Consider the following 23,059-nt stretch of genomic DNA (forward strand, 5'->3'; position numbering starts at 1 on the left):
CGTTCAACCTCCGTGAGGAACTCGTGAACAGCAGCCGATTCGAAAGCCTCACCGGCGAAGTCGACCTGGACTTCCCCGAGTACGACGACCCGCCGGCCGAGCCGATGGGCCTCGTCCACCAGTGGATCGCCGAGGCGACTGCCCGCGGGGTGCGCGAGCCGCGCGCTCTGGCCCTCGCCACCGCCGACAGCCGGGGACGCGCCTCCAACCGCATCATCTCCGTCACCGACATCAACTCCCGCGGGCTGGTGTTCGCCAGCCACTCCACCAGCCAGAAGGGCCGCGAGATGGCCGCCAGCGGCTGGGCGTCGGGCCTGCTCTACTGGCGCGAGACCGGCCAGCAGCTCATCCTGTCCGGTCCCGTGTCCCGGTTGAGTGAGACCGACTCCGACGCCCTCTGGTCCGGCCGCCCGATCCCCATGCACCCCATGTCCGCGGCCTCCCGGCAGAGCGAACCCCTGCGCGACCCGACCGCCCTGCGCGCCGAGGCCGACCGCCTCGCCGCCCCCGGCACCCCGCTGCCGCGCCCCGCACGCTTTGTCGGCTACCTGCTCGCGCCGGTCGCCGTGGAGTTCTGGGCCGCCGACTCCGACCGACTGCACCGCAGGCTGCGCTACGACCGCCGCGACCGCGGCTGGCACTCGAGCCGCCTCCAGCCCTGACCGCCACGACACCGGAGAGTGAGCAACCCATGTCTGCCGCAAGCGGCAAGGCCCTGACCCGCGCCATGTCCAGGGTGCCCGGACCGGTGACCGTCGTGACGACCGTCGACGGCACCGGACGGCGCCGGGGGTTCACCGCGACCTCCTTCGCCTCCCTGTCCCTGGACCCGCCCCTCGTCCTGGTCTGCCTCAACAAGACCGCCAGCACGCACGTCGCGTTCACGACCACCGACCGCTTCCTGGTCAACCTCCTGGCGCACGGCCAGGAGCAGGTGGCCCGGCGCTTCGCCCGCTCCGGCGTCGACCGCTTCGCCGAGGGGGACATGCGGCCCTGCGAACTGGGCCTGCCCGGCTCGCCGGACGCCTGCGCCCGCGTCGCCTGCAGCCTGCACGAGGTCCTCGACGGCGGCGACCACAGCATCCTCGTCGGCCGCGTCCTGGACACGTACGTCGACGACGACCGCACCCCGCTCCTCTATTACGACCGGACGTTCACCCATCCGGCCTCCGTCCTCGAGGTACCGGATCCGCTCGCCTCGCTCCACCTGGCGGACTGGTGAGCCCCGGGACGGACAGGGACGCCGTGCGGGTGGCCGTCGTCTACTACTCCGCCACCGGCCACGTCGCCGACATCGCCCGCGAACTCGCCGACACCGCCGAGAAGTCGGGTGCCGAGGTCCGCCTGCGCAGGGTCGCCGAACTGGCGCCGCGCGAGGCCGTCGAGTCCCAGCCGGCCTGGGCCGCCAACGAGGCGGCGACCGCCGACATCCCCCTCGCCGCCGTCGGGGACGTCGTCTGGGCCGACGCCGTGCTGTTCGGCTCCCCGACCCGGTTCGGCAACGTCGCCGCCCAGCTCAAGCAGTTCCTCGACACCCTGGGCGGAGTCTGGAAGAAGGGCGAACTGGCCGACAAGGTCTACAGCGCCTTCACCTCCACGGGCAGCCCGCACGGCGGAAACGAGTCCACACTGCTCGCCCTCATGCACTCCTTCCACCACTTCGGCGGCATCGTCGTCGCGCCCGGATTCACCCATCCCGACAAGTTCGCCGACGGTAACCCGTACGGCACCGCGCACCATGACGCGGGCGGCACTCTCCCGGTCGGCGACGTCACCCGCAACGCGGCCCGCGTCCAGGCCGAGCGAGTGGTGCGCGTTGCCAGGGCGCTGGCGACCGCCGCCCCCTGACCCCCCAGCCGGGCCGGAGAGCTTCCACGTCCCCCGAGGAGCTCTCCGGCCCCATCTCACACCCTTCGCACCGCCCTTCATCAGTCAGCAGCCGCTGCGACCCAGGGAGAGCCATGTCCCGCCGCCTGTTCACCTCGGAGTCCGTCACCGAGGGACACCCCGACAAGATCGCCGACCGGATCAGCGACACGGTCCTCGACGCCCTGCTCAGCGAGGATCCCCGCTCGCGCGTCGCCGTCGAGACACTGATCACCACCGGCCAGGTGCACATCGCCGGAGAGGTCACGACCACGGCGTACGCGGACATCCCCGCCCTGGTCCGGAGCGCCGTCCTCGACATCGGCTACGACGCCTCCCAGAAGGGCTTCGACGGCCGCTCCTGCGGGGTGTCCGTGTCGATCGGCGCCCAGTCCCCGGACATTGCGCAGGGCGTCGACACCGGCGGCGCGGGCGACCAGGGCCTGATGTTCGGCTACGCCTGCGACGAAACCCCCGAACTGATGCCCCTGCCCATCCAGTTGGCGCACCGCCTGTCCCACCGCCTCTCCCAGGTCCGCAAGCAGGGCGTCACCCCTTACCTCCGCCCGGACGGCAAGACCCAGGTCACCATCGAGTACCTCGGCAGCCGGGCGGCCCGCCTGGACACGGTCGTCGTCTCCACCCAGCACGCCGCCGACGTGGACCTCGACGGCCTCCTCGCCCCCGACATCCACACCCACGTCGTCGAACACGAACTGGCCCGCCTCGCCGACGACGGCATCAAGCTCGACACCGAGGACTACCGCCTCCTGGTCAACCCCACCGGCCGTTTCGAGATCGGCGGCCCGATGGGCGACGCAGGCCTCACCGGGCGGAAGATCATCATCGACACCTACGGCGGCATGGCCCGCCACGGCGGCGGCGCCTTCTCCGGCAAGGACCCCTCCAAGGTGGACCGTTCGGCGGCGTACGCGATGCGCTGGGTCGCCAAGAACGTCGTCGCCGCGGGCCTGGCCCGCCGCTGCGAGGTCCAGGTCGCCTACGCCATCGGCAAGGCGGAGCCCGTCGGCCTGTTCGTGGAGACCTTCGGCACCGCCGCCGTAGCGCGGACGGCGATCGAACAGGCCATCCGTCAGGTCTTCGACCTGCGCCCGGCCGCGATCATCCGCGACCTCGACCTGCTCCGCCCGATCTACGCCCAGACGGCCGCCTACGGTCACTTCGGCCGCGAACTGGCCGACTTCACCTGGGAGAAGACCGACCGCGTCGACGCACTGCGGCTGGTGGCAGGGGCCTGACATGCGGATCGCCGTCACCGGCTCCATCGCCACCGACCACCTGATGACCTTCCCCGGCCGCATCGCCGACCAGCTCCTCGCCGACCGCCTCGACCATGTCTCGCTGTCCTTCCTGGTCGACACTCTGGAGATCCGCGACGGGGGAGTGGCCGCCAACATCGCCTACGGCCTGGCCCAACTCGGCCACAGGCCCCTGTTGTTGGGGGCGGTGGGCGCGGACTTCACCCCGTACGGAGAACGGCTCGCGGCGCTCGGCGTGGACGTCTCGGGCGTCCATGTCTCCCGCACCCGGCACACCGCCCGCTTCCTGTGCACCACCGACCAGGACGGCAACCAGATCGCCTCCTTCTACCCGGGCGCGATGAGCGAAGCAGCCGACATCGATCTCACCGTGGCTCTCCGCCGCCAGGGCGGCGCCGATCTCGTCCTCGTCGGCGCCGACGACCCGGCCGCGATGCTCCGGCACACACGCGCGTGCCGCACCCACGGCATCCCCTTCGCCGCCGATCCCGCCCAGCAGCTGGCCCGTCTCGACGGCGCGCAGATCCGCGAACTCGTCGACGGTGCCGACCACTTGTTCACCAACGAGTACGAACACGCCCTGCTGCTCACCAAGACGGGCTGGAGTCACGCCGACGTCCTGCAGCGGGTCGGCACCTGGATCACCACCCTCGGTGAGAAGGGCAGCCGCGTCGAGCGCGCCGGTGAGCCCCCGCTGGACGTCCCCGCCGTCCCCGCCGACGACGCCGTCGACCCGACCGGCGTGGGCGACGCCTTCCGCGCCGGATACCTCGCCGCCCTGGCCGCCGGTCACGACACCGCCCGCCGCGCGCAGTGGGGTGCGGCCCTGGCCACCCTCGCCCTGTCCCACATCGGCACCCAGACCTACACCGCGCCAGGAGGCGACCTGACATGACGGCAGCACCCGCACTCGAGGCCACCCGCCCCCGCCGGGGCCCCGCCGAACTGATCGCGGCAGGCCGGCGCTCGTACTCCTTCGAGTTCTTCCCGCCCAAGACCGGCAAGGGACAGCGGGCCCTGTGGAGCGCACTGCGCCGCGTCGAAACCCTCAACCCCTCCTTCGTGTCGGTCACTTACGGCGCCGGAGGCACCTCCCGCGAACGCACCACCGAGCTCACCCGCAGCATCGCCGAGGACACCACCCTGCGCCCGGTCGCCCACCTCACCGCCGTCGAACACTCCACGGCCCAACTCCGCGGGATAATCGGCCGCTACGCCGACGCGGGCATCCGCGACGTCCTCGCCCTGCGCGGCGACCCGCCCGGCGACCCGCAGGGCCCCTGGATCCCGCACCCCCACGGCCTGCGTCACGCGGCAGAACTCGTCGAACTCATCCGTTCCTGTGGCGCGTTCTCCATCGGAGTGGCCGCCTTCCCGGAACGACACCCGCGCTCACCCGACTGGGACAGCGACATCCGCCACTTCGCCGCCAAGTGCCGGGCCGGCGCCGACTACGCCATCACCCAGATGTTCTTCCGTGCCGAGGACTACCTCCGCCTGCGCGACCGTCTCGCCGCCTCAGGCTGCCACACCCCCGTCATCCCCGGCATCATGCCCGCCACCCGTTACGAGCAGATCGCCCGCTTCGCCCGCCTCAGCAACGCGGCCTTCCCCGACGACCTCGCCCTGCGCCTGCGGACCGCGCAGTACGACCCGGCCGAGTCCCACCGCATCGGCGTGGACCACGCGACCGCCCTCGCCCAGCGCCTCCTCGACGAGGGCGCCCCCGGCCTGCACTACATCACCCTCAACCACTCCTCGGCCGCCATGGACATCCACCGCGGGCTGCGCCTGCCCGCCTCGCCCGAGGAGCACCGTTGAGCAGGTTGCGCTGGCTGACCGCGGGGGAGTCCCACGGTCCCGCACTCGTGGCGACGCTGGAGGGTCTTCCCGCCGGTGTGCCGGACGAGATCACCTTCCTCGGCGGCGTCCGGCACGGTCTCACGCTCGGCTCCCCGGTTGCGATCATGGTGGGCAACACCGAGTGGCCCAAGTGGGAGCAGGTCATGGCGGCCGACCCGGTCGACCCGGAGATCCTCGCCGGGCTGGCCCGTAACGTCCCGCTGACCCGTCCGCGTCCCGGTCACGCGGATCTGGCGGGCATGCAGAAGTACGGCTTCGACGAGGCCCGGCCGATCCTGGAGCGCGCGTCGGCACGGGAGAAGCTGGATGCCGATCCGGTGCGCTGCCGGGACGCGGACGCGTCGAAGGCGATGGTCGCGGAGATCGACCAGGCCCACAAGGACGGCGACACGCTCGGTGGTGTGGTCGAGGTGCTGGCGTACGGCGTGCCGGTCGGACTGGGTTCGCACGTGCACTGGGACCGGAGGCTGGACGCCCGGCTCGCGGGCGCGCTGATGGGCATCCAGGCGATCAAGGGTGTGGAGATCGGCGACGGGTTCGAGCTGGCGCGGGTACCGGGTTCGCGGGCGCACGACGAGATGGTGAACACCGACGAAGGCATCCGGCGGTCCTCCGGACGCTCCGGCGGCACCGAAGGGGGCCTCACCACAGGGGAGTTGCTGCGGGTGCGGGCGGCGATGAAGCCGATCGCCACCGTGCCGCGCGCCCTGCAGACGGTCGACGTGGCCACCGGGGAACCCGCCGTCGCCCACCACCAGCGCTCCGACGTGTGCGCGGTGCCGGCCGCCGGGATCGTCGCCGAGGCGATGGTCGCGCTCGTCCTTGCGGACGCGGTGGCGGAGAAGTTCGGCGGCGACAGCGTCATCGAGACCCGCCGCAACGTGCGGTCGTATCTGGACCACTCGGTCATCCGATGAGCGATCCGTCGAACGGCCCGCTGGTCGTCCTGGTCGGGCCGATGGGCGTGGGCAAGTCGACGGTCGGGCGGCTGCTGGCCGAGCGGCTCGGCGTCCGGTTCCGGGACACCGACGACGACATCGTGGCGGCCGAGGGGCGGTCCGTCGCCGAGCTCTTCCGCGACTTCGGCGAGGCAGCGTTCCGGGCGGCCGAGAAACGGGCCGTGCGCCGCGCGCTGGCCGAGCACAACGGCGTCCTCGCCCTCGGCGGCGGCTCCGTCCTCGACGCCGGCACCCGCGCCCTCCTGGCCGGACGGCATGTCATACACCTCACGATGGGCGTCGAAGAGGCCGTACGGCGGCCCGGGTTGACCGCCGAACGGCCCCTGCTCGCCGCCGATGCGCGCCGCCGGTGGCGCGAGCTGGCCCAGGCCCGCCGGCACCTGTACGAGGAGGTCGCGACGGCCGTCGTGGCGACCGACGGCCATACGCCCGAAGAGGTGGCCGAGGCGATCGCGGTGGACGAATTCACCATGAAGGGCCGCGTGCCTGGAAGGAATCCGCGAGTTGCCGGCGCCGGCTGGAGCGGTCGGGAGGGTGCCGCCACGCTGGACGAAGATCGACCGCTTGCGACCCGAGGAGAACCGATGAAGATCTCTCGCCACCCGGCCGGCGCCCCCTGCTGGGCGGACCTCGACACCCCCGACGTCGACTCCGCCCGCGAGTTCTACGGCTCCCTCTTCGGTTGGGAGGCCCTCCAACTCCCCACCGGATACGTCAACTTCACACTCAGTGGGGAGAAGATCGTGGGAGCGGTCCGGCTCCGGGAGGGGCAGGAGCACTCGGCCGGCTGGAGTGTCTACTTCATGTCCGACGACCTGAGCGCGACCTCCAAGGCCGTCGAGGCCGCCGGCGGACGCGTCGTCAGCCCGCCCACCAAGGTGTCCGTCGCCGGCAGCGCCGCCGTCTACCGGGCCCCCGACGGCGCCCTGTTCGGCGCCTGGGAGCCGGACAAGCATGTCGGCTCCGGTCTGGTGCGCGAGCCCGGCACGCCGTCCTGGTTCGGGCTGAGCACCCCGGACACCGAGGGCGCCAAGGCCTTCTACGGTCAGGTCTTCGGCTGGACGGCCGCTGCAGCGCCGGCCGGGGGCGCGGCCGCCCACCTGACCTTCGTCGGCGGCAGGGCGGAGTTCGCCGGCATCACCGGCGGGCCCGAGGGTGCGGCCGGCTGGACCCTGCACTTCGGTGTCGAGGACATCGACGGCACGGCGGTCGCGGCGGCCGCACTCGGCGGCACCGTCCTGACCCCGCCCACCGAACTGCCCGGCGTCGGACGCGTCGCCGTGCTCCGGGACCCGGCAGGCGTGACCTTCGCCCTCGTCCAACTCGCCTGACACCGCGCCCCGCACCGCCCCGGTGGGCCCGCGCTCCCCACCGGGGCGGCACTGCGCCATCGAGGGGACAGGGAGAGGGCGGCCTGCTCCGCAAGGGACGGGAACCCCCGCCCTGCCGACGCCCTACAACTGCGCCGCCTCCGCCGCCCGCACCTGCTTCCTGCGCCGGCGCCGGCTGACGCGCGGCTCCTGTTCGGGCAGCCAGCCGAAGGCGAGGCAACTGCCGACGGCTCCCAGGAGCAGACCGACGAAGAAGCCGCCCAGGTTGGAGGTGAGCCAGGTGCCCAGGGAGGCCAGGACGCCGATGATCGAGTAGAACAGGCGCTGCGTGGGGTTGAAGAGGATCAGCAGCCCGCACAACAACATCACGGTGGGCAGGAGGTAGCCGGCCAGGTTCTGCGTGGCGGCGTGCATCATGACCTTCACAGAGGCCTTCTCGGTGAGCAGGATCTCCGCCCCGCCCAGGGCGAGCAGCAGCCCGCCCCAGAACGGACGGCGGGCCCGCCACTCACGAAAAGCGGGCCGCGCGCCTTGCTTCGGAATGTCCGACATCAGCAACCCGAGTCGCTGAAGCTGAGTTTCAGGCCCGGCAGCTTGAACACCCCGGCCGTCGTCGCATAGTTGGTCTGCCGCAGGTTGTCGATGTGCACCGTGTCGGCCTGCTGGCTGAAGACGCCTGCCGGTCCCTTGACGCCGGCCTTGTTGAGCGTGCTCGCGTCGTTGCCGATCTCAATGTTCTTGAAGGCGGCGTCGCCGGTCAGCTCGGTCGAGTCCGTGGTCAGGTCGGTCGCCTGCACCTTCGACGAGCCGCTGCCCGCCTTGATCAGCAGGTTGGTGCCGCCCAGGTCGACGCTCTGGCACAGACTGTCCAGCGTTGCGCTCTTGATGGCGGAGGTGACGATCAGCACCTGACCGCCCGTGTCGCCCGCGTTGGGGCTGTTGTCGATCATGCTGTCGAGCCCGCCGAACTGCTCGAAGCCGGTGCCGTCGAGCGACTTGGCGGTCACCGTGAAGGGCATTCCGGAGATCGAGAACGAGACCCCCAGCGCCCCCTCGGCGGTCATGATCGCGAGGCCGGCCGCGACCGCGACGGCCGGGACCGCCATCACAGCGGCGCGGCGCAGCCGGACCCGCCCGCGTCTCGCGGGGGCGGGCGAGGAACCGCTTTCTGGGTTCCCGGTGGTGAGTTCGGCGGACGAGGCCATTTCTGCTCCCATGTGCATAGTCAGTGCGGGTTGGGCATCATCGGCGCGTTGTCCTGGCGCGGACAGCGGCTGCAGGCGCACGCCTCCTCCCAAACTCCCGGCGGGTGGAAGGGCTTTCTCGTACTCCGCAGTAGCCAGCGAGGAAGTTACCCGTGGTTACTTTCAAGGGTCAAGGGAGTTGTGAAAAAAGGGTGTTGGTTGTGCCCCACCTGTGGCTCAGCAGGTCGGGCAGGTCGCACCAGGTTCTTGAATGATCGTCAACTCCCTTGCTCCGCCTTGACGTTGACTGACACTCAGGTCTACAACTGCCCCTGGCTTCCCCCAGATCCGTGGCGCCGGATCCAGCCACGCGGCCCTGTCCGCGTCTCCCGGACCCCTCCTGTCCGCACGGGCCCTTCACAGCTCGAGATCCCCCAGACGGTCCGGTACGGGCCCTTCCCCCCTGGTCCATGCCAGGCCGTCGCTTCCGCCCGGCCCGGCCGGAGGCCCACCCCCCGGGTCTGCGGCCGGTCACCGGCCGGTCGTCGTTGCCGGTCCGTGGCGTACGGAGAAGGCGTCACGGACCGGCAACGGCGGACGCCGACCGCGTCCCCCCGCCATCCTCGCGCCACATCGGAAGCCCCCAACCCTCGACCCCCGCACCAGAAAGAGGTACGTCCGCATGCGCACTCGCACCCTCCTCACCCTCGTCGGCACCGTTGCCGCCCTCTCGCTCCCCGCTGCCGTCCCGGCCTCGGCGGCCGACACCCCCGTCCTCACCACCGGTTCGGCCGGCGGCACCGCCGTCGCGGTCGGCGACGTCCTTTCCGCACCGCTGGCCAGCGGCACCAGCGCCACGCTCTACTCCAGCGCGACCGGCACCAGCGGCGTGAGCTGCACCTCCTCGACGTTCACCGCCACGGTCACGGACAACCCGGCCGCGCCGGGCACGGCCACCGAGTCCGTCGGCGCGCAGACCTTCGACAGCAGCAGCTGCACCAGCAACGTCCTCGGCGTGACGGGTGTCACCAGCATCACGGTCGACAACCTGCCGTACACCACCACCGTGGCTTCCGGTGGCGGGCTGACCGTGACCCCGGCGAGCGGCTCCACCATCCAGACCACGGTCAAGCTGAAGACCCTGCTGGGTTCCATCAACTGCGTCTACCAGGCCCCCAGCCTGACCGGCACGACCAGCAACAGCGACGCCAGCATCAACTTCACCAACCAGCAGTTCACCAAGACGTCCGGCTCGTCGCTCTGCTTCAGCAGCGGCTACTTCACCGCCAAGTACGCCCCGGTGACCGACAACGGCGCGACCGTGTACGTCAACTGACGTTCAAGTAGGCGTAGTTCAGCGTCGACGCAGACGCAGCGCCAGGGCGGCGCCGCCGGTGAGCACCAGCACCGCAGCGGCGCCGCCCGCAAGCATGGGCGCGGACGGTCCCGAGCCCGCGGCGGAGGTCGAGGCCACCGGGGTGCTGTCGGGGCCGGTGGACTCCTGTCGTGGACTCGCGGCCGCCCCGGCCGTACGGGAAGGGGGCGTACGGGGTTCGGGCGTGGCCGTGGGGCTGCTGCTCACGCTCTTCCTGCCACCGCCCGCGGACGTCGACGCCGATGCAGCCGCACCGCCGCTCTTGCTGCTCCCGGCAGTCCCGAACACCACGTCGGAGCACGAGTAGTACGTGTCCGTCGTGCTGCTGTTCTGCCAGATGGTGAAGAGCACGTGGTGCCCGGTCCGGTCGGACGGCAGCTTCGCGGTGATGCGGTACGCGCCGTTCGTCAGCGCCGGGTCCTTGACCGAGGCGAACGGTCTGTCCGGCAGCTCGGCCCAGGTTAGCGGCTTCTTCGGGTCGTAACCGGGCTTGGTGAGGTAGAGCTTGAACGTGCCGGTGTGCGGGATCGTCGAGGCGTATTTCATCGCCAGGGTCGCGCCCGGCTTCAGGGTCGTCGACGGCCAGTCGGAGCGGGCGAGGTCGAGGCCCTTGTAGGCGGGCAGGCCGCCGCTGCACAGCTTTCCGTCGGGAATGACCTGCCGGTCCCTGCCGCCCACGTCCGCGACCCGCAGGTTGTCCCAGAACGTGAAGGGGGCGCCGTTCGCGGCGACGGCCGCCTTGCAGGCCGCCGACTGCGCGTTGCTGCCGCCGTCGGGCGAGCAGGCGTAGGCCCTGCTGACCGGATCCGTGGGCGCGCCGTGCGCCTGCGCGGGGCCCGCCGCCCACAGAGGCAGCAGGAACGGGGTCACGAGGGCGGCCGCCAGGGCGGTGCGGTGTGCGGTCATCCGGGGCATCCGGAACGTCTCCTCGGCCGGCGTGGAACGATGTGCTCCCGTGAAGTACGGGCGACCGGCCCCGCGCGTTCAGCGCGTGACGCTTCGGGAGTGGTCCGGAGCGAACAGCTCCTTGAACCTTGACCGTTCACCTGCTTCGTACGCCCCCGGACCCACCGGGGTCACATTGAAAACCAACCGGTTGCCTCGTACTCTGGCGGTCGCCGGCACGGGCACCTCGCCGTCTGGTCTGTCATCCGTTTCCGGCGGGACCGAGGGAGGGACATGCTCCAACCGACCATGCCTCGACCGGCCTTGACGGCCACCGTGCCTCGTCGGCTCGTCCACCGTGCCGCCGTAGCGGAAACGATTCTCAGCGACTGGGAGCACACCGGTCCCGACCGGTTCACGCTGTTTGCACAGCGGCCGCGAGCACATCGGTTACACGTGTCGCCGGACCGGTCGCCGTACGAGCCACTGCGCGTCGCGGAGACCGTCCGCCGGCGCGGAGCGCTCCTCGCACACGCCGAGTACGACGCCCCGTTCGACCACTGCCTCGTGCTGAAAAAGCTGCAGCTCACCACGGTTCCCGAGTACCTCGCCGTCGCCGCCGTGCCCGTCGAACCCCTTCTGCACGGCACCGTGTCCGACGTCCGCCATCGCGCCGGCCGCCCCACCGCACTTCGCCACGACACCGACGTACGCCTCGTCGGCGAACGCGTCGCCACCGCGCACATCGCCGTCAGCTGGACCGGCGAGTCCGTCCACCGCCGACTGCGGGGCGGCCGCACCGCGGCCACCGTCACCGCGCTGCCATTCCCGCCCGCCCTGCCGGCCGCCGCCGTGGACCGTGCCCTGCCCGTGGACGTCGTGCCGGCCCCACCGGACCGACCCGGCCGTCGGCAGCTGCGAGTAGATACCGCCCATCCCGTTTTCTTCGATCATCCACCCGATCACATCTCCGGCATGCTGCTCCTGGAGGCGGCCCGGCAGGCCGCCCGCGTCCGGGCCGCCGGTCCGGCGGGGGGTGGGTCCTTCCGTGCGGCCTGCCCTCAGTATGCTGAGCTGGACAGACCCACCTGGATCGAGGTGCCCGACGCGACCGGGACGGGTCTGGAGACCCGCGGATTCCAGGGCGAGTCGTCCGTGTTCGAGTGCGCCGTCGGCGCCGCCGCACGGTGAGATATCGTTCACTGGGAGTGAGAAAAACAAACAGTACGGCCCGTTTCCAGCCCCAGGAGTGTTCAGTCGATGGCGAGGCAGTTACGCGCCGAGCAGACCCGCGCGACGATCATCACGGCCGCAGCAGACCTGTTCGACCGCCGCGGCTACGAATCGACCAGTCTGAGCGACATCGTCGAACACGCCCAGGTCACCAAGGGCGCGCTCTACTTCCACTTCGCGGCCAAGGAGGACCTCGCCCACGCCATCATGGAGCTGCAGTCCAAGGCCTCGCGCGAGGTGACCGACGAGGTGGACGGCCGGGGTTACTCCTCGCTCGAAACCCTGATGCGCATCACCTTCGGCATCGCCCGCCTCTCCGTCGAGGGCCCCATCCCACGGGCCGGGCTCCGGCTCGCCACCGGGGAAGTCGCCGTGCGGCCACCGCTCCAGCACCCCTTCACCGAGTGGCGGGACATCGCCACTCGCAAACTCCTCGGCGCCGTCAAGGAGTCCGACGTCCACCCGGACATCGACGTCGACGCCGTCGCCCACTCCCTCGTCAGCTTCTTCGTAGGCACCCGCGTCGTGGGCCGCTCCCTCGAGCCCGTCGCCCACCAGCCCCGCAGACTGGCCGAGATGTGGCACCTCACGATCCGCGGCCTGGTCCCGGTGACCCGCCGTGCCCGCTATGTGAGCCTCGCCGCCCGGCTGGAGCGGGAGCGCTCCGCTTGAGGGCGCGAGGGGTTGTTGTTTGTCTGCGGCGCCGTTGTGGCTGGTCGCGCCCGCGCGGCGGAGCCGCAGATCGACACAGCCCCGCACCCAGATAGGGACGCTTTCGAACCGGTGCGGACTTCGCTCGGCCAGGGGCGCTGCCGAGCCGGAGCGGTTTGGCTCGGTCCGATTAGGGTGGGCGCATGCCTCACGCCCCGTCCGCGCCCGTGATCCTCGGCAACGAGCCGGGGTCGTTCCCCCACAGCGTGCTCGCCGAGCGGCACCCCGCGATCATCCGGCAGGTACGGGAGGCCTTCCCGTACGGCCCGGCACAGCACCGCGCTCTCGACGCGCTCCTCGCGAGCTGCACCAAGGGCGTGGTCGAACCGCTCCCCGCCGACGCGCACGACCGGGCCCGCTGGGAGGCGTGGGGCATGGCCGACTACGCCGGGCGTTCCTGGTACGACATCCCCTGGCTCTGGTCGGAGAGCTACTTCTACCGCCAACTACTCGACGCCGTCGGCTACTTCGGATCCGGCCCCTGGCAGGGCATCGACCCGTTCCGTCCCTTCAAGCTGGCCGAACTCGACTCCCCGGAGACGGACGAGGAACTGGCCGCCCTCGACGCCCTGTCCGCCGACGACCAGGACCGCGCCCTGCTGCACGGCTCCCTCTGGGGCAACCGCGCCGACCTCGGCTTCCGCCTCTCCGCCGTCGGCGCCGGCACCGCGGAGACCGCCCCGGGCCTGGTCGCCGACGACAGCGAGGCCTTCTGGTCGCTGCTCCCGCCGACCGGCGCGGGCACGCTCTGCCTCATCGCCGACAACGCGGGCCGTGAACTCGTCCCCGACCTGCTCCTCATCGCCCACCTCCTCGAACGCGGGCGCATCGGGCGCGCCGTCCTGCACATCAAGCCGTACCCCTACTACGTCTCCGACGCGACGACGGCCGACGTGCTCGACGCGCTCAGGAGACTGACCGGGGCGCAGGGCGCAGCCCTCGAGTACGGCCGTATCCTGTGGGCGGCGATGACCGACGGCCGCCTCAGCCTCCGCGCCCACCCGTTCTCCGCCGGACCGCTGCCGTACGCGGACATGCCGGGCGACCTGCGCGCGGAACTCGCCACGGCCGCGCTGACCGTCGTGAAGGGCGACCTCAACTACCGTCGCCTGGTGGGCGATCGGCTGTGGGCCCCGACCACACCCTTCGCGGACGTCACAGCCCACTTCCCCGGCCCGGTCGCCGCCCTGCGCACCCTGAAGTCCGATGTGATCACCGGCCTGGACCTGGACACCGAGGCCGCGCTCGTGGCGGCCGAGGACCAGCGGTGGCGGACGGGCGGCACCCACGCACTGATCCAGGTGCGGACCTGAAGGCTTCGCCCTTGAACCTCAAGTCACCTGCATCGGCAGTGACTTGAGCCCATTGATGAAGTTGGACGTCAGCCGCCTGGCCGGCCCCGCAGTGCGCAGGACCGGCAGGGCGCGCAGTGCCTCCCCGTACAGCACCCGCAGCTGCAACCGGGCGAAGTGCGCGCCCAGGCAGACGTGCGGACCGTCCCCGAAGGAGACGTGCGGGTTCGGCGTACGGGACAGGTCGAGGCGGTCCGGCGCGGCGAAGACCCTTTCGTCGTGGTTCGCGGAGGCATGGAAGACGACCACCTTGTCGCCCGCACGGATGCGCCGCCCCGCCAGCTCGGTGTCGCGGGCGGCGGTCCGGCGGAAGGTGAGGACGGGCGGATGCCGTCGGAGCAACTCCTCCACCGCGAGATGCAGTTCGGCCTTTCCGGCGCGTAGCAGCTGGTACGCCTCCGGGTGCTCGGCCAGGGCCAGCAGCCCGCCGGGGGCCGCGCTGCGGACGGTGTCGTTGCCCGCGACGGTGAGCAGGAAGAAGAACATCTCCAGTTCGGCGTCGCCGAGTTCGGGGTCATGCGCGAGCGTCGTCATCACGTCGTCGGCGGGATGGCGGCGCTTGTGCGCGGCGAGCTGCTGGGCGTAGGCGAACATGTCCCGGAGCATCGCGGGGGAGCGCGGGTTGACCGGTTTGCCCGCCGCGTCGAGCACGGGGGTGCCGGCCTCGTCCGGGTCCTGGTAACCGATGACCCGCTGCGTCCAGTGCAGCAGCAGGCCGCGGTCGCCGTCCGGGACGCCGAGCAGGTCGGCGAGGTTGAGCAGGGCGTAGTCGTCGGTCACGGCGGCGACGAGGTCGACGGTGCCGTCGGTTGCACGGGCCGCCTCCAGCGCCTGCGCGAACAGGGCCCGGGCCCGCTCCTGCGCCACCGTCGTGAAGCGGTCGATGCGGCCCGGGGTGAAGGCGCGGCTGACCAGTCGCCGCAACCGCCCGTGCTGCGGCGGGTCCTGATTGAGCATCATGCGGCGAATGAAGGGGAGGTCGGCCGGGTCGGGATCGCGGATCTGGGTCGCGCCGAGGCGCGAGGAATATGTCGCCGAGTCCTTGAGGACGCGTACGACGTCCGCGTGCCGGGTCACCGCCCAGAACCCGGGCCCGGCCGGCCAGCCCAGCACCTCGGGCTCGTTCTGCCAGGCCACGGGGTGGTGGTCGCGCAGCACGCGGTAGGCGGCGTGGGGCACCCCGGCGGCGTACTGCCGCGGATCGAAGACGTCCGGGACCGGTGGGGCCTCGCGCACATTCATGCGACCACGGTGAGGTTCCCTGCGGGGCTTCGGCAAGGGGACACGAAGCGTGTCGCGGGATGTGCAGCACCTGTGGTGATCATGACAATAATCGGGTAGTCATGGCGCATGGCGTTACGGGGATTGCGGACGGGAATCGGGAAAACGGTGGCTGTCGCGGCCGCCCTGACACTGCTCCTCGCGGCTTGCGACGACGGCGGGGGCTCCACCTCCGCCGGTGGACGCACGAAGATCACCGTGGCCGCCCTGCCGCTGACGGACTCCGCGGCGCTCTACCTCGCACGGGACCGCGGGCTGTTCACCAAGGAGGGGCTGGACGTCAGGATCCAGCCCGTCCAGCAGAGCATCCAGGCACTGCCCGCCCTGGCCAAGGGGCAGGTCGACGTGATCGCGAGCGCGAACTACGTGACGTTCCTGCAGGCCGACGAGAAGGGCACCCTCGACCTCCGCATCCTCGCCGAGGGCGTACGGGTCGCGCCGCACATGATGGACGTCCTGGTACCGAAGGACTCGGGCATCAAGAGCGTCGCCGACCTCGCGGGCAAGAAGGTCGCCGTCAACATCCTCAACAACATCCAGTCGCTCACTCTCAATGCGATCCTCGACGCGAAGGGCGTCGGCCGGCCCGTCTACCGGCAGATCGCCTTCCCGCAGATGGGGCCGGCCCTGGAACGGGGGCAGGTGGACGCCGTGCACGCCGTGGAGCCCTTCGACAGCGCGATCCAGGGGGAGCTGAAGGCGAAGGTGCTGCTGGACGGCGGCTCGGCGCCCGTCCAGTCGCTGCCCATCAGCGGGTATGTCACCACACAGAAGTTCGCCACCGGGCACCCCAAGGAGGCCGCGGCCTTTCAGCGTGCCATCGAGGCTGCCTCGAAGATCGCGGCGCAGGACCCGGGCGCCGTACGGGAAGAGCTCCCGAAGTACACCAAGGTGACCGCTGACCAGTCCAGGTCGATCGGGCTGCCGACGTATCCGGCCTCCACCGATGCGGCACAGCTGCGGCGGCTGACCGAACTCATGGCGAAACAGGGCCTGTTGAAGAAGGCCGTCGACCCGTCGACGCTGCTGGTCAAGTGACGCCCAGGTGAAGCGACTGAAACGGCCGGAACGGCTTGCCCGGCATCAGGAGCTGTGGCTCGGCCTGCTCGGGGTGCTGCTGGCCTTCGCGGTCTGCGAGGCGGTGGGCAGGGCGGGCATCGTCCGGCGCAGCTACCTTCCGCCCGCATCCGAAGTCCTCGCCCGTGCCGTCGAGTTGGCGGGTGACGGCACCTTCCTGGACGGGATCGGCGCCACCCTGCGGGCCTGGGCGCTCGGGCTCGGCCTCGCCGTTGCGATCGCCGTGCCGCTCGGGCTGCTGCTCGGCAGCGTGCCGGTCGTCGACTCCGCCGTACGCATGATCGTGGAGTTCCTGCGGCCACTGCCGTCGGTCGCGCTGATCCCCCTGGTCTCGCTGCTCCTCGGCACCGGCACCGAGACCAAGGTCGCGCTGATCACCTATGCGTCGGTCTGGCCCGTCCTCTTCAACACGATCTACGGCCTCGGCGAGACCGACCCGCTCGCCAAGGACACCCTGCGGGCCTTCGGCTTCGGCCGGCTGTCGGTCCTGCTGCGGGTCGAACTGCCCGGCACGGCCCCGTTCATCGCCGCCGGCATCCGTATCTCGGCGGCCGTCGCCCTCATCCTCGCCGTGGCCACCGAGCTCCTCTCCGGCTTCGGCGAGGGCCTCGGCATCTTCATCGCCCAGGCGAGCCTGTCCACCGACGGCACCCGGGACGTCCTGGCCGGCGTGGTGTGGGCGGGCGCCCTCGGGCTGGTCATCAACGGCGTCCTGGTCCAGGGCGAACGCCGGTTGTTCCCGTGGACACCGGAGCGGCGGGCGGACGGGCGCGGGGTGCGGTCGTGAGGCAGGTGATGCGGCGGGACGGAAACGCGGCGCGCCCGGGATCGAGGAACCCCGCCCGGAGGACGTCCCTCCGCCACGTCCTCCTGCGCGTCCTGGTCCTCCTCCTCGCCCTCGCACTGTGGCAGACGGCCGCGCAGGCCCACGGCAGCGTCTACTTCCCGCCCCCGGGCCGCATCGCGCACCGCGCCCACGAGTTGTGGTTCTCGGGGCCCGTCCGGCGCGCGTTTCTCACCGAGGCCGCCGTGGGGGACGTACTGCCGAGCCTCGGACGGATGGCGGCCGGGTTCGGTATCGCCGCCGTCGCCGGGATCGGGGCGGGGGTCGCGGTCGGACGCTCGCGCCGGGCGTACGCACTCTGCAATCCCGTCCTGCAGTTCGCGCGGGCCGTGCCGCCGCCCGCGCTGGTGCCCGTCTTCGTCGTCGTCCTCGACTTCGGCACGCCGATGCAGGTTGCGTCGATCGCCTTCAGCGCCGTCTGGCCGGTGCTGGTCAACACGGCGGAAGGGGCACGCAACACCGACCCGCTGCGCCTCGACGTCGCCGCCGTGCTGCGCCTGAACCCCGTCGAACGGCTCCGCTTCCTGATCCTGCCCTCCGCACTGCCCCGCATCTTCGCGGGCCTGCGCCTCAGCCTCTCGCTCTCGCTCATCCTCATGGTGTTCTCCGAACTGCTGCCGGGCACCGCCAACGGCATCGGCTACACCCTCACCGACGCCCAGTCCCGCTCCGACCTGCTCACCGTATGGGCCGTCCTGCTCCTCCTCGGGGTCCTCGGGTACCTCCTCAACGCCGCGCTGCTGGCGGTCGAGAAACGGTTCCTCGGACGGGGAAGGAGCACGGCATGACGCTCCGCCTCGACTCCCTCGGCCAGCGCTACGGCGACCAGCGCGTCCTGCACGACATCACCCTCACCGTGCCCGACGGCCAACTCCTGTGCGTCGTGGGCCCGTCCGGATGCGGCAAGTCCACGCTCCTGCGCACCGTCGCGGGACTGCAGCCCGCCCACGAGGGCACCGTCACCGTCGACGGAACCCCGGTCACCGGCGTACCCGACCAGCTGGCCGTCGTCTTCCAGGACTACGGCCGCTCCCTCTTCCCCTGGCTCACCGTGCGCGACAACGTCGCCCTCCCGCTGCGCCGCCGAGGCCTCAGAGCCCGTGTCACATCCCTGGCCGAACGCCGCGCCGAGGCCGAGCGGATCCTGGAACGCGTCGGCCTCCACGGCGTCGCCCGCCGCCACCCCTGGCAGCTGTCCGGCGGCATGCAGCAACGCGTCGCCATCGCCCGCGCCCTGGTGTGCCGCCCCTCCCTGCTGCTCATGGACGAACCCTTCGGCTCCCTGGACGCACAGACCCGCGAGGACCTCGAGGACCTTCTGCTGGAGGTCCACCGCACCGAGGGCACGACCATCGTGTTCGTCACCCATGACATCGACGAGAGCGTCTACGTCGGCGACCGCGTCGTCGTCCTCTCCCCGGCCCCCGCCTCCCACATCGTCCTCGACCTGCCCGTCGAACTCCCCGGAAAGCGCGACCAGATCGCCACCCGGAGCCTGCCCGGGTTCGTGGCGCTGCGGGCGGAGGTGGGACGGGCCGTGCGGGGTTCCTAGGGCCGCCCTGTTCCCGGTTCGCCCCCGATTCACGCGATGGTGTGATCATGTCCCGGCCCGCGGATGGTGCCGGAGGGGCACGGGTAGAGCCCGGCCATGACGCAGCAGCCCTTCGACCTCCCGCACTTCTACATGCCGTACCCCGCGCGGCTGAACCCGCATGTCGACGAGGCGCGTGCCCATTCGACCGAGTGGGCGCGGGGGATGGGCATGCTGGAGGGGTCCGGGATCTGGGAGCAGGCCGACCTCGACGCACACGACTACGGCCTGCTCTGCGCCTATGCCCACCCCGAATGCGACGGCCCCGCCCTCTCCCTGATCACCGACTGGTACGTGTGGGTCTTCTTCTTCGACGACCACTTCCTGGAGACCTTCAAACGCAGCCAGGACCGCGTCGGCGGCAAGGCGTACCTGGACCGGCTGCCCCTGTTCATGCCCCTCGACCTCGCAACTCCCGTACCGGAGCCGCAGAACCCGGTCGAGGCCGGGCTCGCCGACTTGTGGGCACGCACCGTTCCGTCGATGTCGGTGGACTGGCGCCGCCGCTTCGCCGTGGCGACCGAACACCTTCTCAACGAGTCCCTGTGGGAGCTGTCCAACATCAACGAGGGGCGGATCGCCAACCCCGTCGAGTACATCGAGATGCGCCGCAAGGTGGGCGGCGCCCCCTGGTCCGCCGGGCTCGTGGAGTACGCGACCGCCGAGGTCCCCGCGTGCGTTGCCGGTTCGAGGCCGCTCAGGGTGCTGATGGAGACGTTCTCGGACGCCGTCCACCTGCGCAACGACCTGTTCTCCTACCAGCGGGAAGTCGAGGACGAGGGTGAGAACAGCAACGGCGTGCTCGTCCTGGAGACCTTCTTCGACTGCACCACCCAGGAAGCCGCCGACACCGTCAACGACGTCCTCACCTCCCGCCTCCACCAGTTCGAGCACACCGCCCTCACCGAAGTGCCCGCACTGGCCCTGGACAAGGGCCTGACCCCGGACCAGGTCGCCGCCGTCGCCAAGTACACCCAGGGCCTGCAGGACTGGCAGTCCGGCGGCCACGAATGGCACATGCGCTCCAGCCGCTACATGAACGCCCGCGCACAGGCCACGCATCCGTGGCACGGCCTGACCGGCCCCGGCACCTCCGCCGCCGATGTCGGTGCCCTGCTCGCGGCGGCCGGCGCCGAGCGCCTGCGCGCCTACACGCATGTGCCGTACCAGAAGGTCGGCCCCTCCCTGCTGCCCGACTTCCACATGCCCTTCGAGGTCGAACTCAGCCCCCACCTGGACCGCGCCCGGCACCGCCTGACCGACTGGATGCACGCCATGGGCATGCTCCAAGAGGGCGTCTGGGACGAGGACAGGCTCGCTGCCGCCGACCTTCCCCTGTGCTCCGCGGGCCTCGACCCCGACGCGACACCCGAGGCCCTCGAGCTCAGCTCGCAGTGGCTCGCCTGGGGCACATACGGCGACGACTACTACCCGCTCGTGTACGGCCGCCGCCACGACCTGGCCGCCGCCCGGCTGACCACCCGGCGCCTTTCGGACTGCATGCCCGTCGACGGCGAGGAGGCCCCCGCCCCGCTCAACGGCATGGAGCGCGGCCTCATCGACCTGTGGGCGCGCACCACGGCGCAGATGACCCCCGACCAGCGGCGCACCCTCAAGGACTCGGTCAACGTCATGACCGAGAGCTGGGTGTGGGAGCTGTCCAACCAGCTGCAGAACCGCATCCCCGACCCGGTCGACTATCTGGAGATGCGCCGCGCCACCTTCGGCTCCGACCTCACCCTGAGCATGTGCCGGATGGGTCACGGCCCCGCGGTCCCGCCCGAGATCTACCGCAGCGGCACCGTGCGCGCCCTGGAGAACGCCGCCATCGACTACGGGTGCCTCATCAACGACGTCTTCTCGTACCAGAAGGAGATCGAGTACGAGGGCGAGATCCACAACGCGATCCTCGTCGTGCAGAACTTCTTCGGCATCGACTACCCGACCGCACTCTCCGTCGTCCACGACCTGATGACCCAGCGCATGCAGCAGTTCGAACACATCGCCGCACACGAACTGCCCGTCGTCTACGACGACTTCAACCTCTCCGGCGAGGCGCGCGAGGCGATGGACGGCTATGTGAAGGACCTGCAGAACTGGATGGCGGGCATCCTCAACTGGCACCGGGGAGTGGACCGTTACAAGCCGGACCATCTGGCCCGCCGCACTCACGGCTTCCTTCCGGACCGGCCTGCCGTCATGACCGCGCGTTGAACTTTTTCGTGCGGAACGGGACATTCAGGGAACTTGGGCGAGGGGCGTCGAGAGTCTTCTGAGGTAAGGGGAACAGACCACAGAACACGGTGGTGTTCGAGCCTTGACCGAAATCATCGAGAGGATCACCGAGGGCGGCACGGGGGAGACGGCGCCGACTCCGGACGAACTGGCGCCGTATGTCGCGCCGTTACCCGTGCCGCTCGTCGTACGTCCCGGAGCGGACGGCATGACGAAGACGTATCGGCGCACGTCCCGGATGTTCAACGACGGCCTCGGGTTCACCATCGCCGAGGGCTCCTACGAGCAGTGGAGCTTCGTCAACTACCCGGGCGCTAAGGCGCCGGGCTTGCACAACGGGCATCACTGGGTGTGATGCTGCGTCTGCGTCTGCGTCCAGCCCCGCCCCGGCGCTTGTGCTCCGGTGGTGGGGCAGGGGCCGTTGACGGGGCCCCGCATCACCACAACTCCCACGCTCTGGCGCGGGTGTTGCGGGAGCCTCCCCCACTCTCGGCTTCGCTCGAGCGGGAGGTGCCCCCATCGGTCTGCGTGATCAACGAATCCGCAGTTCCGGCACGCGAACCAGGCCTGGGAGACCCGGTTCGCCTTGTCTACGTGTCCGCATTCGGCGCAGGTGCGGGAGGTGTACGCCGGATCGACATGCACCACCGGCACTCCCGCCCTGCGGGCCTTGTACGCGATGAACTGCCCCAGCTGGGCGAAGGACCAGCTGGAGTGGGTGGCCCTCCCCCACTGCCTTAAGGGCGTGGGAGGTGCCCCCAGGCTTTGCAAGCCGTACCCGTTCGCGGATGCCAGTGAGGTCTTCCAGGGCGATTCCGCGACCCGTGCGTTCTGCCTCGGCCACTACATGTTTCGCGATCTTGTGGTTGATGTCCTTCGCCCGCCGCGCCTCCTTACGTCGCCGCTTCTTCAGCCGGCGCTTGGCGGACGGGGTGTTCTTCTTCTGGAGCTTGCGACGCAGGCCGCGTTCCCGGGCCCGGATGCGGTTGATTTCACGTCCGGCCATGATCTCGCCGTCGCTGGTGGTGGCGATGTTGACGATGCCCAGGTCGATGCCGAGGAAGTCCACCGGGTCGGTGTTCGGCGCCACCTCGGGGCGGCGCTCCGTGCCGCACACCCGGGAGGCATCCCGCTGAGCCCGGGCATCACGGCGCGCACGGCGGCCAGCGGGGTCACACGGGCTGACCCTCGGCCTGCGTCGCGTGCGCAACCGCGGCTCGCGCCAGCGCCCGGACCATCGTGTGCGGGCGCGAGCCGTCGCCGGCCAGCTCCGGCTGGAAGAGAGAGGCCAGAAAGAAGGGGTGGCCGGGGAGTTCGGCCATACGGACGTGGCCGTCCTCGTCCACGCCGGAGAAACGCATGCCGTGTGCGCGCAGTGTGTCGAGGTGCCGACCGGGCCCGTACTTGCAGAAGTAGCGCTCGACCGTCCGCTCTGAACCGAGCACGGACTGGGCGAGGGAGCCCGCCTCGAGCACGACCGTGCCCTCATGGCCCACGAGTGAGCAGGCCAGCGGCTCGATGAGAAGGTCCTCGGCCTCCGGGTCGCTCTCCGCGTGGGCCACCCGGGTCAGTCCGCACACGTTGCGGGCGAACTCCAGCAGGGCGTGCTGGAATCCTCCGCACGTTCCGAGGAAGGGGATGCCCTCCTCGCGCGCGGTGCGGATGGCCGTGAGGACGCCCGCCTGGCTGCGGTAGGGGCTGCCCGGCACCACCCACACCGCGTCGAATCCGTGCACGGCGTCCGCGGCCTCGGCGTCCTCGGAAGGGGTCCAGTAGGCGTCGAGGACGAGCCGCTCGCGCTCGGCGAGGGCGTCGAGCAGACGAGGGATGCGCGTGTGCGCCACGACATTGGGGGAGCGGTCGCCGACGAGGGCGACCCGGGCGGTCCGAGCTGCGGTGTTCGTCATGTCCTCATCCTGAGTGCGGCCGCCGGATCGCGTCCAACGATGATTTCTGCACCCGCGATAAGGAGATCTGATGCGACCCTGGGGT

The 23,059-nt window shown here is 70.9% G+C and carries 23 protein-coding genes and 2 pseudogenes; 19 read left to right on the forward strand and 6 right to left on the reverse strand.

Annotated elements, in window-relative coordinates:
- Positions 1-23: 23 nt before the first annotated feature.
- The 9 genes and pseudogenes from phzG (at position 24) to IH68_RS58305 (ending at position 7,299) form a co-directional block, all read left to right on the forward strand.
- Positions 24-662 carry a phenazine biosynthesis FMN-dependent oxidase PhzG gene (gene phzG / locus IH68_RS0127440; RefSeq protein WP_030940099.1) on the forward strand — a complete coding sequence of 213 codons (639 nt, stop codon included), beginning with the start codon at positions 24-26 and terminating at the stop codon, positions 660-662.
- 29 nt (positions 663-691) lie between these two features.
- Positions 692-1,222 carry a flavin reductase family protein gene (locus IH68_RS0127445; RefSeq protein WP_037885256.1) on the forward strand — a complete coding sequence of 177 codons (531 nt, stop codon included), beginning with the start codon at positions 692-694 and terminating at the stop codon, positions 1,220-1,222.
- Positions 1,219-1,848 carry an NAD(P)H:quinone oxidoreductase gene (wrbA, locus tag IH68_RS0127450; protein WP_051833755.1) on the forward strand — a complete coding sequence of 210 codons (630 nt, stop codon included), beginning with the start codon at positions 1,219-1,221 and terminating at the stop codon, positions 1,846-1,848. Before IH68_RS0127445 ends, wrbA begins: the two co-directional genes overlap by 4 nt.
- Before the next feature lie 113 nt (positions 1,849-1,961).
- Positions 1,962-3,125, forward strand: a complete 1,164-nt coding sequence (gene metK, locus IH68_RS0127455; RefSeq protein ID WP_030940107.1) for a methionine adenosyltransferase — start codon at positions 1,962-1,964, stop codon at positions 3,123-3,125.
- Between the two features lies 1 nt (position 3,126).
- Entirely contained in the window at positions 3,127-4,041 is a 915-nt protein-coding gene (locus tag IH68_RS0127460) for a carbohydrate kinase family protein (protein WP_051833756.1), read from the forward strand.
- Complete coding sequence (gene metF, locus IH68_RS0127465; RefSeq protein WP_078912627.1) at positions 4,038-4,967, forward strand: methylenetetrahydrofolate reductase [NAD(P)H]; 930 nt, start codon at positions 4,038-4,040, stop codon at positions 4,965-4,967. The genes IH68_RS0127460 and metF overlap by 4 nt, the downstream gene beginning before the upstream one ends.
- Positions 4,964-5,926, forward strand: coding sequence for a chorismate synthase (gene aroC / locus IH68_RS0127470; RefSeq protein ID WP_030940111.1), 963 nt, complete (start codon positions 4,964-4,966; stop codon positions 5,924-5,926). The genes metF and aroC overlap by 4 nt, the downstream gene beginning before the upstream one ends.
- Positions 5,923-6,444 (forward strand): annotated as a pseudogene (locus IH68_RS58300) (shikimate kinase); the annotation flags it as partial. The gene aroC and the pseudogene IH68_RS58300, both read left to right, overlap by 4 nt.
- A gap of 108 nt (positions 6,445-6,552) precedes the next feature.
- Positions 6,553-7,299 (forward strand): VOC family protein, encoded by a 747-nt coding sequence (locus tag IH68_RS58305; protein ID WP_234341649.1) that lies wholly within the window; start codon positions 6,553-6,555, stop codon positions 7,297-7,299.
- A gap of 123 nt (positions 7,300-7,422) precedes the next feature.
- Here IH68_RS58305 and IH68_RS0127480 read toward each other — a convergent pair whose 3' ends face one another.
- Complete coding sequence (locus IH68_RS0127480) at positions 7,423-7,851, reverse strand: DUF6114 domain-containing protein (RefSeq protein ID WP_030940114.1); 429 nt, start codon at positions 7,849-7,851, stop codon at positions 7,423-7,425.
- Positions 7,851-8,504, reverse strand: coding sequence for a DUF6230 family protein (locus tag IH68_RS0127485; protein WP_234341614.1), 654 nt, complete (start codon positions 8,502-8,504; stop codon positions 7,851-7,853). The genes IH68_RS0127480 and IH68_RS0127485 overlap by 1 nt, the downstream gene beginning before the upstream one ends.
- 661 nt (positions 8,505-9,165) lie before the next feature.
- Between IH68_RS0127485 and IH68_RS0127490 the strand changes: the two genes are divergently transcribed.
- Complete coding sequence (locus IH68_RS0127490) at positions 9,166-9,819, forward strand: hypothetical protein (protein ID WP_030940117.1); 654 nt, start codon at positions 9,166-9,168, stop codon at positions 9,817-9,819.
- An 18-nt stretch (positions 9,820-9,837) separates the two neighbouring features.
- On the opposite strand, the gene IH68_RS0127495 is transcribed toward IH68_RS0127490, so the two are convergent.
- A complete protein-coding gene (locus IH68_RS0127495; protein WP_030940119.1) occupies positions 9,838-10,773 on the reverse strand; it encodes a lytic polysaccharide monooxygenase auxiliary activity family 9 protein in 936 nt (311 codons plus the stop codon).
- 279 nt (positions 10,774-11,052) lie between these two features.
- Between IH68_RS0127495 and IH68_RS0127500 the strand changes: the two genes are divergently transcribed.
- From IH68_RS0127500 to IH68_RS0127510, 3 genes are all read left to right on the forward strand, one after another.
- Positions 11,053-11,934, forward strand: a complete 882-nt coding sequence (locus tag IH68_RS0127500; protein WP_030940121.1) for a ScbA/BarX family gamma-butyrolactone biosynthesis protein — start codon at positions 11,053-11,055, stop codon at positions 11,932-11,934.
- 69 nt (positions 11,935-12,003) lie between these two features.
- A complete protein-coding gene (locus IH68_RS0127505) occupies positions 12,004-12,648 on the forward strand; it encodes a ScbR family autoregulator-binding transcription factor (protein ID WP_030940132.1) in 645 nt (214 codons plus the stop codon).
- 182 nt (positions 12,649-12,830) lie between these two features.
- Entirely contained in the window at positions 12,831-14,000 is a 1,170-nt protein-coding gene (locus IH68_RS0127510; RefSeq protein ID WP_030940134.1) for a damage-control phosphatase ARMT1 family protein, read from the forward strand.
- 18 nt (positions 14,001-14,018) lie between these two features.
- Here IH68_RS0127510 and IH68_RS0127515 read toward each other — a convergent pair whose 3' ends face one another.
- Positions 14,019-15,281 (reverse strand): cytochrome P450, encoded by a 1,263-nt coding sequence (locus IH68_RS0127515; RefSeq protein ID WP_030940136.1) that lies wholly within the window; start codon positions 15,279-15,281, stop codon positions 14,019-14,021.
- 147 nt (positions 15,282-15,428) lie between these two features.
- On the opposite strand from IH68_RS0127515, the gene IH68_RS0127520 reads away from it, so the two are divergent.
- The 6 genes from IH68_RS0127520 (at position 15,429) to IH68_RS0127545 (ending at position 21,422) form a co-directional block, all read left to right on the forward strand.
- Complete coding sequence (locus IH68_RS0127520) at positions 15,429-16,358, forward strand: ABC transporter substrate-binding protein (protein ID WP_030940137.1); 930 nt, start codon at positions 15,429-15,431, stop codon at positions 16,356-16,358.
- A 7-nt stretch (positions 16,359-16,365) separates the two neighbouring features.
- Positions 16,366-17,184 carry an ABC transporter permease gene (locus IH68_RS0127525; RefSeq protein ID WP_030940139.1) on the forward strand — a complete coding sequence of 273 codons (819 nt, stop codon included), beginning with the start codon at positions 16,366-16,368 and terminating at the stop codon, positions 17,182-17,184.
- A complete protein-coding gene (locus IH68_RS0127530; RefSeq protein ID WP_234341615.1) occupies positions 17,181-18,029 on the forward strand; it encodes an ABC transporter permease in 849 nt (282 codons plus the stop codon). Before IH68_RS0127525 ends, IH68_RS0127530 begins: the two co-directional genes overlap by 4 nt.
- A complete protein-coding gene (locus IH68_RS0127535) occupies positions 18,026-18,793 on the forward strand; it encodes an ABC transporter ATP-binding protein (protein ID WP_030940143.1) in 768 nt (255 codons plus the stop codon). The genes IH68_RS0127530 and IH68_RS0127535 overlap by 4 nt, the downstream gene beginning before the upstream one ends.
- A gap of 96 nt (positions 18,794-18,889) precedes the next feature.
- Positions 18,890-21,046, forward strand: a complete 2,157-nt coding sequence (gene cyc2 / locus IH68_RS0127540; protein WP_030940146.1) for a germacradienol/geosmin synthase Cyc2 — start codon at positions 18,890-18,892, stop codon at positions 21,044-21,046.
- Positions 21,047-21,149: 103 nt separating this feature from the next.
- On the forward strand, positions 21,150-21,422 hold the full coding sequence (locus IH68_RS0127545; RefSeq protein WP_030940148.1) for a hypothetical protein: 273 nt from the start codon (positions 21,150-21,152) through the stop codon (positions 21,420-21,422).
- Here IH68_RS0127545 and IH68_RS53580 read toward each other — a convergent pair.
- Together IH68_RS53580 and IH68_RS0127555 are read right to left on the reverse strand one after the other, a co-directional pair.
- Positions 21,382-22,163: pseudogene (locus IH68_RS53580) on the reverse strand (RNA-guided endonuclease InsQ/TnpB family protein); the annotation flags it as partial. The gene IH68_RS0127545 and the pseudogene IH68_RS53580 sit on opposite strands and share 41 nt — an antisense overlap.
- A 76-nt stretch (positions 22,164-22,239) precedes the next feature.
- Positions 22,240-22,974, reverse strand: a complete 735-nt coding sequence (locus IH68_RS0127555; protein WP_030940152.1) for a glutamine amidotransferase-related protein — start codon at positions 22,972-22,974, stop codon at positions 22,240-22,242.
- Positions 22,975-23,059 lie beyond the last annotated feature (85 nt).

Source organism: Streptomyces sp. NRRL S-646, from assembly GCF_000720765.1.
Taxonomy (GTDB): Bacteria; Actinomycetota; Actinomycetes; order Streptomycetales; family Streptomycetaceae; genus Streptomyces.